This is a genomic window from Mesorhizobium sp. ISC15 (assembly GCF_037162615.1).
Taxonomy (GTDB): domain Bacteria; phylum Pseudomonadota; class Alphaproteobacteria; order Rhizobiales; family Rhizobiaceae; genus Mesorhizobium; species Mesorhizobium mediterraneum.
Genome location: NZ_JAVSPX010000001.1, coordinates 1,958,038 through 1,973,165 on the forward strand (window position 1 = coordinate 1,958,038; position 15,128 = coordinate 1,973,165).

A 15,128-nucleotide genomic window follows, 5' to 3' on the forward strand; every position below is an offset into this window, starting at 1 on the left:
TTTGCACACCATCACGAGCCGACCGGCCATGTACATGACGGCGGGTCGCGGAAGGTGTTTCAATTGAAAGCAGACTCCTGCCCTCCTGAAATCAGAATGTAACGCCCTCCGCGAATTTTTGGCCCCCGCCGCCGTTCGCATCGGATCGACCGAGCGGACGGAATTTGAGTCAACACGGAGTTTGTCACCCTGACTACGAAGAAAACAGGCAGGCCGACCGCGCCACGGATCGTTGGTCTTCGCCACGTCGGCATGGTCGCCGAAAACCCGGCTGCGCTTGCGCGATTTTATGAGGATGTCCTCGGCCTTCAGGTGGTCGGTGGCAGTGGCGAAGAAAACCCGTTCGGCGCCACCGCCTTCCTGAGCAGCGATCCGGCCGAAGAGTCCCATCAGATCGCTATCTTCACCAATCCTGCCTTGCGCCACATCGCATTCAAGGTCGGCACATTGGCCGATCTGCGCGCCGCCTACACGCGCATCGTCGACATGGGGCTGCCGATTAAGATGGCCTTCAATCACGGTGTATCGCTTGCGTTCTATTTCGAAGACCCTGAGGGAAATCTTGTCGAAGTCTACTGGCCGACCGGCATGGCCTTCGACCAGCCCTACGGGGATCCGCTCGATTTGACGCTGCCGGAAGAGGCATTGCGGCAGAGGGTCGAGCAACTGGTGCGGCAGGCGAGTGAACAGGTTCCGGTATCTCTGCCGTCTGCATCCGCGTCATAGCGCGGAGCGGTCGCTCCTTCACCCCTCCTACCATTCAATTCTCACTCCTGACGAGGAAATGACGACACCTCTACCGCGGACGCGTACTGCTGGCTTGCGCAGATCGGATTGATCGATAAGGCGGCTCTGCCGATCCTCGGCGCGACGCAATCGCGCGCGCTGATGCCGTCCGCCACAGGGAATTATCAACTCAACAAGTTGATGTATTTCAAATGAAACAGTCAAGACATACGGCGAAAACATTGTGGTGGTAGCCAAGCTGCCTCGGGACGTGGAAGCGAGTAAATATTTCCATCGCAGACTCACTTTCTACGTCAGCCAAAGCCGAGATATTTCGTGGAAGCCCAGGAATACAGGAGAGCATCCAGATGAGCTCAAGATCAGCAACCTTTGTCGCGTCTGCAATCGCGATCATAACTACCACCGCCGCCGCTCCGACCGCTCCGCTGACACCGGCGGAGGCAGCGCGGATCGACGCATCGTCGTTCCCCGCGCCCGGCGAGCCGAGCCTTGCCGAAATCCGCCATGCAACGGAGCGATTCCGCAACGTCAACGTCGCGCTCGCGGAGGGCTACATCCGCGATCCTGCCAACATGTGCGAGACCGCCGAAATGACGGGACAGCCGCAGAAATTAGGGGCTATGGGCCTCCACTACTTTCGCCCCGATATGCTCGGCATCACCGCTCCGCCCAATCCGCGCGTCGACGGCACCGGCACGCACACGGACTTCGGCAAGCCCGCGGTCCTCGTCTACGAGCCGCAGGCCGACGGATCGCTCGAGCTGATCGCGGTGGAGAATCTCGTCTTCGCGAAAGCGTGGAAGGAAGCCGGCCACGACGCCCCGCCTTCCTTCTACGGCGTTCCCTGGGACACCATGATCGACGACCCGACGACGCCCGCGGATGAGGCGCATAATTTCGAGCCGCATCACGACCGGCACGTCTGGCTCTATCGAGAAAACCCGAACGGCATCTTCGCCCAGTTCAACCCGCGGGTGACCTGTGAGCACCACAACTCCGGTGCGTCCCACCAGCATGCGTCAGGCCAGTGATAAGCGGCGACCTGGCTTACCTGCTCGCGCCGAGCGGCAGGTGAGCCAGGCGTCGTCTGTTCGAACTTGCTCGTTCAGAGCGATTGGATTTTTGGTCCTAGGTCAGCGGCTCGTAGTCGATCTCGAGAAACGCCTCGACCTCCGGGATCCAGCGATCGCGGACGAAGGCGACGTGGTCAGGATGGTCGTTGTAACGGGAATAGGCGGCCTCGTCGGCGAACTCCATCGAGAAGCCGAAGCGATAATCGTTCTTCGGACTGACTTGCCGCAACTGCTCGAATTTCTCGACACCCGATATCGCCGCGAGCACTTTCGCATCAGTGAGGAATTTCACCTCCTCGGCCGAGTTCTCCCTGTGCTTCAGCCTGAACACCACAGTGTGACGGATCAATTTCTGCTCCCCATAGCGTTTACGCGCTGTCGGCCCAGGCGCGGATCAGGTGATGGACAAATGATCACCACCGGGTCGGTGCGCGGAAAATGCTCGGTGCCGCAGGCCGGGCAGTGTCGCTTGTAGCCGCCCGCCCGCATTTCGACTAGGCGAAAAAGCCATCGAAATTCAAACGGCGCAGTTCGATAGCCTTCTTTCCAAAGCCATGGATGCAGACGCAAGCAACGGAATTCACCCATCCGTATGCCATCCGTAAGTGCGCTTCTCGCATGGTCGTGCGGGCACAATTCACTGCTCGGAGGTTCACCATGCATGACGTTTCATCTTCCCATCTCTCAGGCAGCATTTCGCGAGACATGTTTGTTTCTTTCGTCCGCGACCTGCTGGGCAGCTATCCGAATCCAGACGAACCGCAGCCGCGAGGTCCCTGGGATCCAATCATCTTTGCCGCCTTGCAGCGAATGGCATGGTTCGGTCCACATCCGGAGCCCTGGCACTCACTGTTTCACGTCATCGCCCAGCGGCATCCTGAACTGTGGGATATCCTTGGCGGCCCCCTGGTTCGGGCGGCGCTCAATCCGCAGCCGCTACCGCCCCGCATCGCCTTCGCCGCCGCTCTGGCCGACGGGTTGATAGAGCGCGCAGCGTCTGCTCAGGAAATCGCGGACTGGCTGCCGCAGCAGGGGGAACAGCGCGGCATCATCATCGTCAGCGGCCGTCTTCTGCAGTATGTCGACGATCTTTGCGGCAACGGCCTCAGGCTCAAATTCCCTAAGCCCGTTCCACCGCCGCCGTGGTGGCAGGAGCAGTTGAGTGGCGCCGACCTGGCGGTAATGGGCGCCCGGTTCGAGAGCGCGGCAGCGCAGGTTGTCAACGAGGCGCTCGGAGGCGCATTCCGTCAGGCCGGCGTCAAACTTATTCAGACCGGGCTATCGAAGTTCCAATAGCGGCAGACGGGCGATCGCTATGGCCGACCTGCAGCATTCTTGCTCGGATTGAAGTGTTGTGGTGGGGCGGATTTGGGTCAGGGTCGAGGGTTCGGTGCAGTTGCAATATCGCTGCAACCGCGCCGAAGCCCGAAGGCTCTGACCCAAATGGCCCAGTCATTTTGGTCCCACAAACCTTTACGCGCTGTCGGCCCAGGCGCGGATGAGGTTATAGGCGATCGCCCCCTTCGGCGGCGTGACCAGGCCGCCCGGATGCTCGCGGGCCAGCATCGAGAGCACCTCGTCGCGAAAGAACCAGCGGCAGTCTTCCAGCTCGTTGAGGTCGGCCTGGATGTCGTCGTTGAGCGGCTCGCCGAAGCAGCCGATCATCAGCGAATAGGGAAACGGCCAGGGCTGGCTGGCGTGGTAGACGACGCGGCCAAGCCTGATGCCGGCCTCCTCCAGCGTTTCACGGCGCACAGCCGCCTCGATCGTCTCGCCCGGCTCGATGAAGCCGGCAAGCGCCGAATACATCCCCGGCGCGAAATGCCGGCCGCGGCCAAGCAGGCATTTTTCGCGCGTCGCCGTCAGCATGATCGCCACCGGATCGGTGCGCGGAAAATGCTCGGTGGCGCAGGCCGGGCAAAGCCGCTTGTAGCCTCCGGCCCGCATTTCGGCTTCATTGCCGCATTTGCTGCAGAAGCGGTGGCTGGCATGCCAGGCGAGCAGCGCCGCCCCTTGCGCCATGGCGCCGGCCGCCGCTTCGTCGATCAGCCCCTGCATGTAGACCGAGCGATAGTCGATGGCCTTGATCGTCTCCGGCAATTGTTCGGGATCGATGCCTGCCGGAACGGCGAGTACCGGGCCGCTGTCGGAAAAACCGAGCAGGACGCCATGGTCGAGCGACGCCTGGAGCGGCTGGCTCTCCTCGGCGCCGAACCAGGGGTCGAAGCCGTCGCCAACGAGCTTCAGATAAAGGCGCCCGCCATGCATCAGCAAAAGCCTGGCTGAGGGATCGGCGAGTGCCTTTTCGACGGAATCGTCGGCGCGGTTTTCGGATTGCCGGTCGATCATATTGCCGGCGAAGCCGACGAACTGGCTCGGCTCGCGCAAGGGCGCGTCAAACAGGCGGAAACTCATGGGAGACTCTGGATTCCAGGATGGACACGGGACAGGCTTATAGCGCCGCCTTTATCTGTTGCGCAAACCGGCGCAGGTCCGGGCGCTGATAAGGCTCGCGCAGGCCGTGGCCCCACACCGGGCCCGGCCAGCCGGGATCACCTTCCGAGCGCGCGATGACATGGACATGCAACTGGCGCACGATGTTGCCGAGTGCGCCGGTGTTGATCTTGGTGCAGCCAGTCACCCTCTTCAGAGCCTGCGCCACCATATTGGTCTCGAAGGTCAGCATCGCCTGGTCGAGCGGCGTCAAATCGTGGATTTCCTCCACACCCGGTCGCTGCGGCACCAGAAGCAGCCACGGCCAGCGGCGATCGTTCATCACCCGCAACTCGCACAGCCCGAGCCACATCAACTGTTCGCTGTCCGTCTCCAGACGAGCATCCAGCGTGAATCCGGCCTTGAGGCCCGGCAACATCGGCGTTTCCTTCGCTTTTGTAGCGTTTTTTAAACTTCATAAACGCTAAAGCGGCTGCCGGGGGGCCGCAAGAGGGCGGCAAGCGAATCATTGCTCCGTGACGGCAGTTATGCTATTGATTTGGGCGTGGTGCTGATTTGCGCCGATGACCCGCCTTCCGAGGCGGGTTTTTTGTTTCAGCTTTCGGCGTCACCCCTGCTGATTGATCCTGCGCACTTGCATTTCATCGCCGAATTGCCGATATGGAGAACGGGAGGTTGGTGGTGGACGGTCCACTCGCCAACCGGGTCAGGTCCGGAAGGAAGCAGCCCTAACGAGCCCGGAACGGGTCATTGTTCCAGCCTCCCGCCTTCGCCTTTCTCCCGCCACCCGCCTTTCTTCGGCGACATTGACGGCGCCAAGCCCTGCGGGCGAAACTATGCGCAGGAATCGGCCGCCTGCAGCGGCGGCCCTTGGAGCTTTACGGGCGAATGAGCGAAGCCGGAAATTCGGGAACGGAAAAGGCCGCCGCCTATCGCGTTCTGGCGCGCAAATACCGTCCTGCGAACTTCTCCGAGCTGATCGGCCAGGAGCCGATGGTCCGCACCCTCACCAACGCCTTCGCCACCGGCCGCATCGCCCAGGCCTGGATGCTGACCGGCGTGCGCGGTGTCGGCAAGACGACGACGGCACGCATTCTGGCGCGGGCGCTCAATTACAAGACCACCACTGTCGACCAGCCTTCGGTCGATCTTGCCGTTCCGGGTGAGCACTGCCAGGCGATCATGGAAGGCCGCCATGTCGACGTCATCGAGATGGACGCTGCCTCGCACACCGGCATCGACGATATCAGAGACATCATCGAGCGCGTGCGCTACGCGCCGGTGTCGGCGCGCTACAAGGTCTACATCATCGACGAAGTGCACATGCTCTCGACCCAGGCCTTCAACGGCCTGCTGAAGACGCTGGAAGAGCCGCCGCCGCACGTCAAATTCATCTTCGCCACCACCGAAATCAGAAAAGTTCCGATCACCGTTTTGTCGCGCTGCCAGCGCTTCGATCTCAGGCGTATCGATGCCGGCGCGCTGGTCGCGCATCTCTCCTCGATCGCCGCTAGGGAAGGCATTGCGGTCGACGACGACGCGCTGGCGATGATCGCCCGTGCGGCCGAAGGCTCGGCGCGCGATTCGCTGTCCATCCTCGACCAGGCGATCGCCCATGGCAGCGGTACTGTCAGTGCAGAGGCGGTGCGCGCCATGCTCGGGCTGGCCGACCGCGCCCGCATCGTCGACCTGTTCGAATATGTGATGAAGGGCGACGTGGCGGCCGCCTTGGCCGAGTTCCGCAACCAATACGATACCGGCGCCGATCCGGCCGCGGTGCTGACCGACCTTGCCGAGTTCAACCACCTCGTCACGCGACTGCGCTTCGTGCCGACTGCCCTCGATGACGCCTCGCTGTCCGAGGACGAGCGCCGGCGCGGCGCCGACTTCGCCAAGGCGCTGTCGGTCAGGGTAATGTCGCGGACCTGGCAGATGCTGTTGAAAGGCATTCCCGAGGTGCAGTCTTCCAATCGGCCGGTCAGCGCCGCCGAAATGGTGCTGATCCGGCTGGCCCATGCCGCCGACTTGCCGACATTGGACGAGGCATTGAAATCGCTGGAGGGCACAGCATTGGTGCCGAACGGCGCGCCACGCTCGAATGGTGCGCCCGCAAATACTGGCCCGGCAAGTCCCGGCCCAGCAAGTGCCGGTAATGGCGGCGGCGCCAGCGCCGTGGCCCAGACGCGGATGCCGACGGCCAATGGCGGCGCGCAGACCATGCGGCTGGTCGAGCCCGAGCCGATGCCTGCAGCCTTCGTTCCCGCGCCGGAGCCGGTTGCGGATGCGCCGCCAGTGCCGGTGAAATCGCTGGCCGATATCGTCGCGCTTGCCGACGCCCAGCGCGACATGGCCTTCAAGGTGCTGGTGAAGCGCTGCGTGCGCTTGGTGCGCATCGAGCCGGGCCGCATCGACGTCAGCTTGACCGATGACGCGCCGAAAATGCTGCTCAACGATCTGACCGCCAAATTGCGCGCCTGGACAGGCCGCAGCTGGCTGGTGTCGCTGTCGAAGGAAGAGGGCGGTCAGACGCTGGCCGAAATGGAATCGACCAAACGCGAAAACGCCCTCCTCGATGCCAAGAGCGACCCGACCGTCGCCGCCATCCTGGCGCGGTTTCCCGGCGCCAAGATCATCGACGTGCGCATTCCCGACGCACCGGAAGCCGATGCGGTCGAGGCCGAAGTTCCGGTCGAGCCGGCGGCGGACGACGACGAAACCTGATACAGATCAATCTAGAGGACCACGCGATGAAAGATCTTCTCGGCCTGATGGGCAAAGCGAAGGAAATGCAGGCCAAGTTCCAGGCCATGCAGGACGAGATCGCCACGCTGGAAGCCACCGGGCAGGCCGGCGGCGGCTTGGTCAGCGTGACGCTGACCGGCAAATTCGAGATGAAGTCGCTGAAAATCGACCCGTCTCTGTTCAAGGAGGACGAGGTCGAGATTCTGGAGGATCTGCTTCTCGCCGCCCACAATGACGCCAGGGCCAAGGTCGAGCAGAGGATGCAGGAAAAGACCCAGGCACTGACCGCGGGACTGCCGATACCCCCGGGAATGAAGCTGCCGTTCTAGATCTGAGCTTTAGCGTTCAGCGGCGCCATGACCAAAGAGCCATCAGCCAGGTTGATAGAGCAGCGCCTCCGAAACAGGATCTATGAGATCCTGGAAATCCTGGCCGACTGCGATGCGGGCGTGAATCTCGTTGGAATCAATGGCTATTTCAATCTCTTCGACGATTTCCTCCATCGTCCGTCCATCGAATCCGGCATGTCCGTCCTGTCGAAGGATGAACGTGCCATCGTGCTGGAAATCGCCCATCTTCTAGAAGAAGCCTGCGTGGCTATGCCCGATTTCACCAAGGCTGAGTTCGTCGAAAGCGGCTGGCCGCGGCAGATTGCGCCGAAAGCGACGGTCGCACGGATGCTGTTCCTGCAACGCGGGCTGTTTTCGGAGGAGTTCGATGAGGCCGAACCCGGGCAACGGTTCGTGCCGTCAGCCAGTTAAATCTGCCCTCTATCGGGTGTGTCTGTTCTGCCACTTTCCGCTTAATAACGCTTTAGCCATCTTTTTGCCTGAAAGTGTCTCATTCTTGCCGCAGCCTGGGCGGGCTGGCAGCAGAAACGAGGGGATACCTGTTGATCTCTACCCGATGGAAGATGCCGTTGTTGCTCGGCGTCGTCACGTCTCCGCTGTTTTTGGCCGCCTGCAGTCAGACCACCTCGCATGGCCTGTCCGTGGCCAGTCTGACCGATGCCATCAGGTCCCGGCCCTCCAGTCACACAGCGAAGGACAAGGAGTGCCTCCAGCGCGCGATGTTCTTCGAATCCAACCGGTCGAGCCGTGACGGCATGATTGCCGTTGGCACCGTGGTCATGAACCGGCTGCGCTCCGGCAAGCACGGCAACACCATCTGTCAGGTGGTCGGCGAGCGCGGGCAGTTTGCGCCGGGCGTGATGACACGGCGGATGAATTCGAAGGCGATGCCCGATGTCGAGGAGGCCGCCGAGGCGGTGCTCAAGGGCGAGCGCAAGGCCAAGCTGAAGAACACGATGTTCTTTCACACCGCCGGCCTGCGCTTCCCCTACAAGAACATGCACTACACGATGGTTGCCGGCGGCAACGCCTTCTATGAAAAGCGCGGCCGGAACTGGAAGCCGCTGCCGGACGAGCCCACGGTCGCGGTGGCACAAGCCACGCCGCGGGCGCCGGCGGCCACCGCTCCGGTGACGCTCGTCGCCTCCGCGGCGCCGGTTCCCAAAGCAACACCCGCCAAGGCAACCTATGTGACCGCGATCGCATCGCAGCCGGTAAAGCCGACTCTGGAGAAGGTGACGCCACAGAAGGCGACCCTTGTTGCGATGCAAGAACCGATGCAGGAGCCGGACGCGGCCCGTTTCGGCGGCACGGCCGACACCCGGCCTGTCACCTCGTTCCCGGCCGCGTCGGCCGAGCCGACAATGGCGTTTGAATCGACCCCCGAGAACACCGACGCCATCGGTGCGATGATCGCCGGCCAGACCCGGCCGCTGGAAGAAAACTGAGGCGGTCGACGTCGGCGCCGCCCCTCATCTGGCTGCCATCTTCTCCCCGTATTAGTGACGGGGAGAAGGACGCTCTCGTCGATGATTTCGCCAATCGTCAGCCTTGCAGGAAGGGTGCCGAGGTCGCGGTCTGCCCTTTCTCCCCGTCACTATACGGGGAGAAATGCCCGGCAGGGCAATGAGGGGCGGCGCAAGCCGACGCGATTGTCCCGCAGCAGCGTCGTTGCGTTGAACATCACCCGCCGCTGCGGTGTTTCAAAACCCATTGAAAAATCCTAAACCGATGCGATGTCGAAGCGAATCGCCGGTCCCGAGATCGAACGCCTGATCCAGCTCCTGGCCAAGGTGCCGGGGCTCGGTCCCCGTTCGGCCAGGCGAGCCGCACTCCACCTCATCAAGAAGAAGGAGCAGCTGCTGGCGCCGCTCGCCGCCGCCATGAGCGAGGCGGTCGACAAGGTGCGCATCTGCTCGACCTGCGGCAATGTCGACACGTCCGACCCCTGCATGATCTGCACCGATCCGCGCCGTGACCCCGGCACGCTCATCGTCGTCGAGGACGTGGCCGACCTGTGGGCGCTGGAGCGGGCGGCCGCCATGAATGTCCGCTACCACGTGCTCGGCGGCTCGTTGTCGCCGCTCGACGGCATCGGCCCCGAGCAGCTCAACATTCGCTCGCTGGTCGACCGCGTCGCCGGCGGCGAGGTCAAGGAGGTGATCCTCGCCGTCAACGCCACGGTCGAGGGCCAGACCACCGCGCACTATCTCACCGACCAATTGTCCGGCTTCGACATCAAGGTAACGCGGCTGGCGCATGGCGTGCCGGTCGGCGGCGAGCTCGACTATCTCGACGAAGGCACGCTGGCCGCGGCGCTGCGCTCGCGTACGGCGTTTTGAGGCGATTGGGGGAGGGGTATTCTTGAGATGATTGCATTCTTTCGCGCCCCTCTCTGTCCTGCCGGACATCTCCCCCACACGGGGGGAGATCGGACGTCACGCCGGCTTTCGCTAACCTTCAACGCTGGAGAAAAGCTGCCATCGCCAAAGCTGCCAATCTCCCCCCAAGTGGGGGAGATGTCCGGCAGGACAGAGGGGGGCGCGACAGAACGTCGACTTTGCGGATTGGCGTTCTTTCTTGCTACGCTCGTTGCCCTCCTCCTCGCCACCCCCGCCTCCGCAGCAAAAATCGACGACCAGTTTCACGCCTGGCTGCAAGGCGACCTCTGGCCCGAAGCCAACGCCAAAGGCATCTCCAGAAAAACCTTCGACGCCGCCTTCGACGGCGTCAAGCCGAACCTCAAACTGCCCGACCTGGTGATGCCGGGCAAAAAAGCGACGACACCGCAGAAGCAGCATCAGGCGGAGTTCGGTTCGCCCGGCGCCTATTTCGCCGAAAAGACGGTTCGCGCCGTCACATCAGGCGGTCGGTCGCGCGCGGCGGCCAATGCCAGGACGATCGCCGCGATCGAGAAACGCTACGGCGTGCCGGGCGAGGTGCTGCTGGCGATCTGGGGCCGCGAGACCGGCTTCGGCGCCGCGAAAATGCCTTACGATGCTTTCGAAGTGCTGGGCACCAAGGCGTTCATGGCGACCAGGAAGGACTTCTTTCGCACCGAGTTGCTCGCAGCGCTCGAGATCGTCGAGCGTGGGCTGGCCCCTGTCAGCGCGATGAAGTCGTCCTGGGCAGGCGCGCTCGGCCAGCCGCAGTTCATGCCGAGTTCGTTCCTGAACCATGCCGTCGATTTCGATGGCGATGGTCGGGCCGACATCTGGAACTCGGTGCCGGACACGCTGGCCTCGATCGCCAACTATCTCGTCCACTATGGTTGGGTGAAGGGCCGCGGCTGGGGTTTCGAGGTGACTGTGCCTGAAACGGTTTCCTGCTCGCTCGAAGGTCCGGACCAGGGCAAGAGGATTTCCGAATGGGCTGATATGGGCATCAAGCGGGTCGCGGCAAAGCCGTTTCCGGCGCGCGAGTTGAAGGCCGAAGGCTTTCTTTTGATGCCGGCCGGCCGTAGCGGCCCGGCCTTCATCGTCACGCCCAATTTCTACGTGCTGAAGCAATACAACACCAGCGATCTCTACGCCCTGTTCATCGGCCACGGCGCTGATCGCATCGCCCATGGCGACAGCAATTTTTCCGGCAGCTGGGGCGCGGTCGGCGGGCTCCACAGGTCGGACATCGCCACCTTGCAGCGCGCGCTGGAGGCCGAGGGCTACGATGTCGGCAGCGCCGACGGCCTGCCCGGTTTCAAGACGCGCCGCTCGATCGGCAAGTGGCAGGCCGGGAACGGTCGCGCCGCCACCTGTTTTCCCGACGCCGACTTGGTCACCGCGTTGAAATAGCTGCACTCCGGGTGTCGCGCCACGGCCGTGGTGGCTGCCCGATCTGGTCCAACCAACAGCTTTGCAAATGCTCGTTGCCGTGCTTGAAAGCGCCGGATATGGTGAGGCGGAACTGGGCAAAAATTGCCGCGACAACCGGTCCAGGGGCCATCGTTCGGTTAGAGCGCCGCGCGTCCGTTGGACGCGCAAAGGACGCTCTAAGACTTTGGACTACACATCGTGCTTTCCGAAAATCGATTCCGATTTTCGGGCCGATGTGGCAAAGAACGCTGCAACCCTGAGCCGGGAACTCAGGTCAACAAACAGGGAACAGTTAAAAATGATGATGGAAAAGTTTGCTCTACGCTCCCGCTTCTTGCTCGCGGGCGCAGCCATGTCCGCGCTGCTTCTGGCCGGCGCGCCTGCCTTTGCCGTGACGCCCGCCGACACGCTGGTCGAGGGTTTCGCGATCGACGACATCATCTCCATGGATCCGGGCGAAGCGTTTGAGCTGTCGACCGCCGAGGTCACCGGCAACACCTATGACCTGCTCGTCCGCCTCGACTTGAGCGATACGTCCAAGGTCAAGGGCGATCTCGCCGAAAGCTGGACGGTCTCCGACGACGGCCTGGTCTATACTTTCAAGCTCAAGCCCGGCCTGAAATTTGCCTCGGGCAATCCGATCACGGCGGCGGACGTCGCCTATTCGTTCGAGCGCGCCATCAAGCTCGACAAGAGCCCGGCCTTCATCATCGGACAGTTCGGCATCAATGGCGACAACGTTGCCGATAAAGCCAAGGCTGTCGATGACACGACGTTCCAGTTCACTGTCGACAAAGCCTATGCGCCGAGCTTCGTCTTGAACTGCCTGTCGGCGACCGTCGCCTCGGTCGTCGATGCCAAGCTCGTCAAGGAGCATGTCGCCGCAGTCACGCCGAGCGCCGACTACAAATACGACAATGACTTCGGCAACGCGTGGCTGAAGACCGGCTATGCCGGCTCGGGCGCCTTCAAGCTGCGCGAATGGCGGGCCAATGAGGTCGTCGTCATGGAGCGCAACGACAATTATCACGGCGAAAAGGCCAAGCTTGCCCGCGTCATCTACCGCAACATGAAGGAAAGCTCGGGCCAGCGCCTGGCGCTCGAGGCCGGCGACATCGACGTTGCCCGCAATCTGGAGCCGAACGACCTCGACGCCATCGCCAAGAATGCCGATCTCACCACCACCAGCGCGCCGAAGGGCACGGTCTATTACATCAGCCTCAATCAGAAGAACCCGAATCTCGCCAAGCCCGAGGTTCGCCAGGCCTTCAAATATCTCGTCGACTATGATGCCTTGAGCTCGACCATCCTCAAGGGCATCGGTGAGATCCACCAGACCTTCCTGCCCAAAGGCGTGCTCGGCGAACTGGACGAGAACCCGTTCAAATTCGATCTCGCCAAGGCCAAGGAACTGCTCGCCAAGGCCGGTCTCGCCGACGGTTTCAGCGTCACCATGGACGTGCGCAACACCCAGCCGGTGACCGGCATGGCGGAATCGTTCCAGCAGACGCTGGGACAGGCCGGCGTCAAGCTGGAGATTATTCCCGGCGACGGCAAGCAGACGCTGACCAAATACCGCGCCCGCAACCATGACATCTATATCGGCCAGTGGGGCCAGGATTATTTCGATCCAAACTCCAACGCCCAGACTTTCGCCAGCAACCCCGACAATTCGGATGAAGGCAAGACCAAGACGCTGGCCTGGCGCAACGCCTGGGACATTCCGGACTTGAGCAAGGAAACCGAAGCAGCCTTGCTCGAGAAGGATCCGGCCAAGCGCGCCGCAATGTACCAGGATCTGCAGAAGAAGATCCTCGAAACCAGTCCTTTCATCATCGTTCACCAGCAGCTGGAAGTGGCCGGCCTGCGCAAGAACCTCAAGGGCTTCGCGCTCGGCCCGAGCTTCGACACCAACTTCGTCGGCCAGATCTCCAAGGAATGATGCCGGCGGACGCGCCGCATGAGCACTGTTGAAAGCGAAGCGACGGCAGGGCGCGGCAGCGCCCGTGCTGTCGCTGTCGCGTCGTCGATCGCCCGCTTCCTGGTCATCGCGGTAACCACCTATCTCGGTCTTCTCGCGGTGACCTTCTTCATCGGCCGGGTGATCCCGATCGACCCGGTGCTGGCGGTGCTCGGCGACCGGGCGCCGGCCAATGTCGTCGAGCGCACACGCCGCGAGATGGGGCTCGACCTGCCGCTGATCGAGCAGTTCTACATCTATGTGAAGAATGCCCTGAACGGCAATTTCGGCACATCGGTGCTGACCACCAATCCGGTGATGACCGACATCCGCCGCGCCTTTCCGGCGACGATCGAGCTGGCGACGCTGGGGACGCTGATCGGTTCGGTGATCGGCGTGCCGCTCGGCGTGCTGGCCGCCGTCAAGCGCGGCAGCATCATCGACCAGATCGTGCGCATCATCGGCCTGGTCGGCTACTCCGTGCCGATCTTCTGGCTGGGATTGCTGGCGCTTGTGCTGTTCTATGCCAAGCTGCAATGGGTGGCTTTTCCCGGCCGCCTCGACATCGTCTACGAATACACCTTCACGCCGATCACCGGCTTCTATCTTCTGGATGCTCTGTGGCAGCGGCAGTGGGATGTGTTTTTCGATGCCTTTCGCCACATCATCCTGCCGGCCTCGTTGCTCGGCTATTTCTCGCTTGCCTATGTCAGCCGGATGACTCGCTCGTTCATGCTGAACGAGCTTGCCCAGGAATACATCGTCGCAGCGCGCGCCAAAGGCCTGTCGGAGACACGCATCATCTGGGGGCACGCGCTGCGCAACGCGGCGGTGCCGATGGTCACCGTGATTGCGCTTTCCTATGCCGGCCTGCTCGAAGGCTCGGTGCTGACCGAGACCGTGTTTTCATGGCCGGGTATCGGCCTCTACATCACCAATTCCCTGCAGAACGCCGACATGAACGCGGTGCTCGGCGGCACCATCGTCATCGGCTCGGTCTTCATCGGCATCAATCTCCTGTCCGACCTGCTCTACCGAGTGCTCGATCCGAGGACCAAAGTGAGATGAGCGCAGAGGCGATACAAAGCCGTCGCGACTGGCTGCTCAGCGAGCGGCCGGCATCGCGCATGCAGGCAAGGCTCGGCCGCGCCTATGTGGCGTGGCGGCGCTTTTCCGCCAACCGGCTGGCGTTTCTCGGCCTGCTCATCATCATCGCTTTGCTGGTGGTCGCGGCCTTTGCCGATGTGCTGGCGCCCTATTCGCCGACAATCGGCGACCTCAAGGGCTCGCGCCTCCTGGCGCCGAGTGCCGAGCATTGGTTCGGCACCGACGACCTCGGCCGAGACATCCTTTCGCGCGTCATCTTCGGCTCGCGATGGACGCTCTACGTCGTCATTCTCGTCGCCGTCATTGCCGCCCCTATCGGCCTGCTGGTCGGCACGGTCGCCGGCTATGCCGGCGGCTGGATCGATGCGATCCTGATGCGCATCACCGACATCTTTCTGGCCTTTCCGAAGCTGATCCTGGCGCTGGCCTTTGTCGCCGCACTTGGCCCCGGCATCGAGAACGCAGTGCTCGCCATCGCCATCACCTCGTGGCCGCCTTACGCGCGCATTGCCCGCGCCGAAACGCTCACCGTGCGCAATTCGGATTACATCAAGGCGGTGCAATTGATGGGTGCCTCGCCGTTCCGCATCGTGCTTCGCCACATCATGCCGCTCTGCATCTCGTCGCTGATCATCAGGGTGACGCTCGACATGGCCGGCATCATCCTGACCGCCGCCGGTCTCGGCTTCCTCGGCCTCGGCGCGCAACCGCCGCTGCCGGAATGGGGCGCGATGATCGCGTCGGGCCGCCGCTTCGTGCTCGACCAGTGGTGGGTGGCCGGTGCGCCGGGCTTTGCCATCCTCATCGTCAGCCTCGGCTTCAACCTGCTCGGCGACGGCCTGCGCGATGCGCTCGACCCCCGGAGTGGTGATCAATGAGTAGC

16 protein-coding genes, 1 other RNA gene and 1 pseudogene are annotated in these 15,128 nt (G+C 62.7%); 13 read left to right on the top strand and 5 right to left on the bottom strand.

Annotated features, from left to right (window positions below; genetic code table 11):
• The first annotated feature begins 228 nt into the window (after positions 1–228).
• A complete protein-coding gene (locus RPG13_RS09585; protein WP_280953384.1) occupies positions 229–726 on the top strand; it encodes a VOC family protein in 498 nt (165 codons plus the stop codon).
• Positions 727–1,094: 368 nt separating this feature from the next.
• On the top strand, positions 1,095–1,778 hold the full coding sequence (locus RPG13_RS09590; RefSeq protein WP_206072995.1) for a hypothetical protein: 684 nt from the start codon (positions 1,095–1,097) through the stop codon (positions 1,776–1,778).
• A 97-nt stretch (positions 1,779–1,875) separates the two neighbouring features.
• Here RPG13_RS09590 and RPG13_RS09595 read toward each other — a convergent pair whose 3' ends face one another.
• Together RPG13_RS09595 and RPG13_RS34920 are read right to left on the bottom strand one after the other, a co-directional pair.
• On the bottom strand, positions 1,876–2,169 hold the full coding sequence (locus RPG13_RS09595) for a Dabb family protein (protein WP_095487804.1): 294 nt from the start codon (positions 2,167–2,169) through the stop codon (positions 1,876–1,878).
• 8 nt (positions 2,170–2,177) lie between these two features.
• A pseudogene (locus RPG13_RS34920) lies at positions 2,178–2,312 on the bottom strand (NADH pyrophosphatase zinc ribbon domain-containing protein); the annotation flags it as partial.
• Positions 2,313–2,378: 66 nt separating this feature from the next.
• Here RPG13_RS34920 and RPG13_RS09605 point away from each other — a divergent pair.
• Positions 2,379–3,116, top strand: a complete 738-nt coding sequence (locus RPG13_RS09605) for a hypothetical protein (protein WP_337127098.1) — start codon at positions 2,379–2,381, stop codon at positions 3,114–3,116.
• A gap of 177 nt (positions 3,117–3,293) precedes the next feature.
• Here the strand turns inward: RPG13_RS09605 and nudC are convergent, their stop codons facing one another.
• Both nudC and RPG13_RS09615 read right to left on the bottom strand, forming a co-directional pair.
• Positions 3,294–4,235: an NAD(+) diphosphatase gene (nudC, locus tag RPG13_RS09610; RefSeq protein ID WP_095487810.1), complete on the bottom strand. Its 942-nt coding sequence runs from the start codon at positions 4,233–4,235 to the stop codon at positions 3,294–3,296.
• Positions 4,236–4,272: 37 nt separating this feature from the next.
• A complete protein-coding gene (locus RPG13_RS09615; RefSeq protein WP_095487812.1) occupies positions 4,273–4,692 on the bottom strand; it encodes an HIT family protein in 420 nt (139 codons plus the stop codon).
• Positions 4,693–4,944: 252 nt separating this feature from the next.
• Between RPG13_RS09615 and ffs the strand changes: the two genes are divergently transcribed.
• The 3 genes from ffs to RPG13_RS09630 all read left to right on the top strand — a co-directional run bounded on the left by ffs (position 4,945) and on the right by RPG13_RS09630 (position 7,345).
• Positions 4,945–5,041, top strand: an RNA gene (gene ffs, locus RPG13_RS09620) — signal recognition particle sRNA small type.
• Positions 5,042–5,162: 121 nt separating this feature from the next.
• Complete coding sequence (locus RPG13_RS09625; RefSeq protein ID WP_337124894.1) at positions 5,163–6,995, top strand: DNA polymerase III subunit gamma/tau; 1,833 nt, start codon at positions 5,163–5,165, stop codon at positions 6,993–6,995.
• A gap of 26 nt (positions 6,996–7,021) precedes the next feature.
• Positions 7,022–7,345: a YbaB/EbfC family nucleoid-associated protein gene (locus RPG13_RS09630; RefSeq protein ID WP_337124895.1), complete on the top strand. Its 324-nt coding sequence runs from the start codon at positions 7,022–7,024 to the stop codon at positions 7,343–7,345.
• A gap of 42 nt (positions 7,346–7,387) precedes the next feature.
• Here RPG13_RS09630 and RPG13_RS09635 read toward each other — a convergent pair whose 3' ends face one another.
• On the bottom strand, positions 7,388–7,519 hold the full coding sequence (locus RPG13_RS09635; RefSeq protein ID WP_281035156.1) for a hypothetical protein: 132 nt from the start codon (positions 7,517–7,519) through the stop codon (positions 7,388–7,390).
• A 54-nt stretch (positions 7,520–7,573) separates the two neighbouring features.
• On the opposite strand from RPG13_RS09635, the gene RPG13_RS09640 reads away from it, so the two are divergent.
• The 7 genes from RPG13_RS09640 (at position 7,574) to nikC (ending at position 15,123) form a co-directional block, all read left to right on the top strand.
• Positions 7,574–7,777, top strand: coding sequence for a hypothetical protein (locus tag RPG13_RS09640; RefSeq protein ID WP_292651602.1), 204 nt, complete (start codon positions 7,574–7,576; stop codon positions 7,775–7,777).
• Between the two features lie 152 nt (positions 7,778–7,929).
• Positions 7,930–8,814, top strand: a complete 885-nt coding sequence (locus RPG13_RS09645; protein WP_292721989.1) for a cell wall hydrolase — start codon at positions 7,930–7,932, stop codon at positions 8,812–8,814.
• A gap of 288 nt (positions 8,815–9,102) precedes the next feature.
• On the top strand, positions 9,103–9,708 hold the full coding sequence (gene recR / locus RPG13_RS09650; protein ID WP_095487818.1) for a recombination mediator RecR: 606 nt from the start codon (positions 9,103–9,105) through the stop codon (positions 9,706–9,708).
• Positions 9,709–9,885: 177 nt separating this feature from the next.
• Positions 9,886–11,157: a lytic murein transglycosylase gene (locus tag RPG13_RS09655; RefSeq protein ID WP_292623559.1), complete on the top strand. Its 1,272-nt coding sequence runs from the start codon at positions 9,886–9,888 to the stop codon at positions 11,155–11,157.
• A gap of 319 nt (positions 11,158–11,476) precedes the next feature.
• The gene (locus tag RPG13_RS09660; RefSeq protein WP_127290221.1) at positions 11,477–13,120 is read left to right on the top strand and encodes an ABC transporter substrate-binding protein; all 1,644 of its coding nucleotides are present in this window, start codon (positions 11,477–11,479) and stop codon (positions 13,118–13,120) included.
• An 18-nt stretch (positions 13,121–13,138) separates the two neighbouring features.
• Complete coding sequence (locus tag RPG13_RS09665; protein ID WP_095487821.1) at positions 13,139–14,206, top strand: ABC transporter permease; 1,068 nt, start codon at positions 13,139–13,141, stop codon at positions 14,204–14,206.
• Positions 14,203–15,123, top strand: a complete 921-nt coding sequence (nikC, locus tag RPG13_RS09670; RefSeq protein WP_095487823.1) for a nickel transporter permease — start codon at positions 14,203–14,205, stop codon at positions 15,121–15,123. The genes RPG13_RS09665 and nikC overlap by 4 nt, the downstream gene beginning before the upstream one ends.
• The last annotated feature ends 5 nt before the right edge of the window (positions 15,124–15,128 follow it).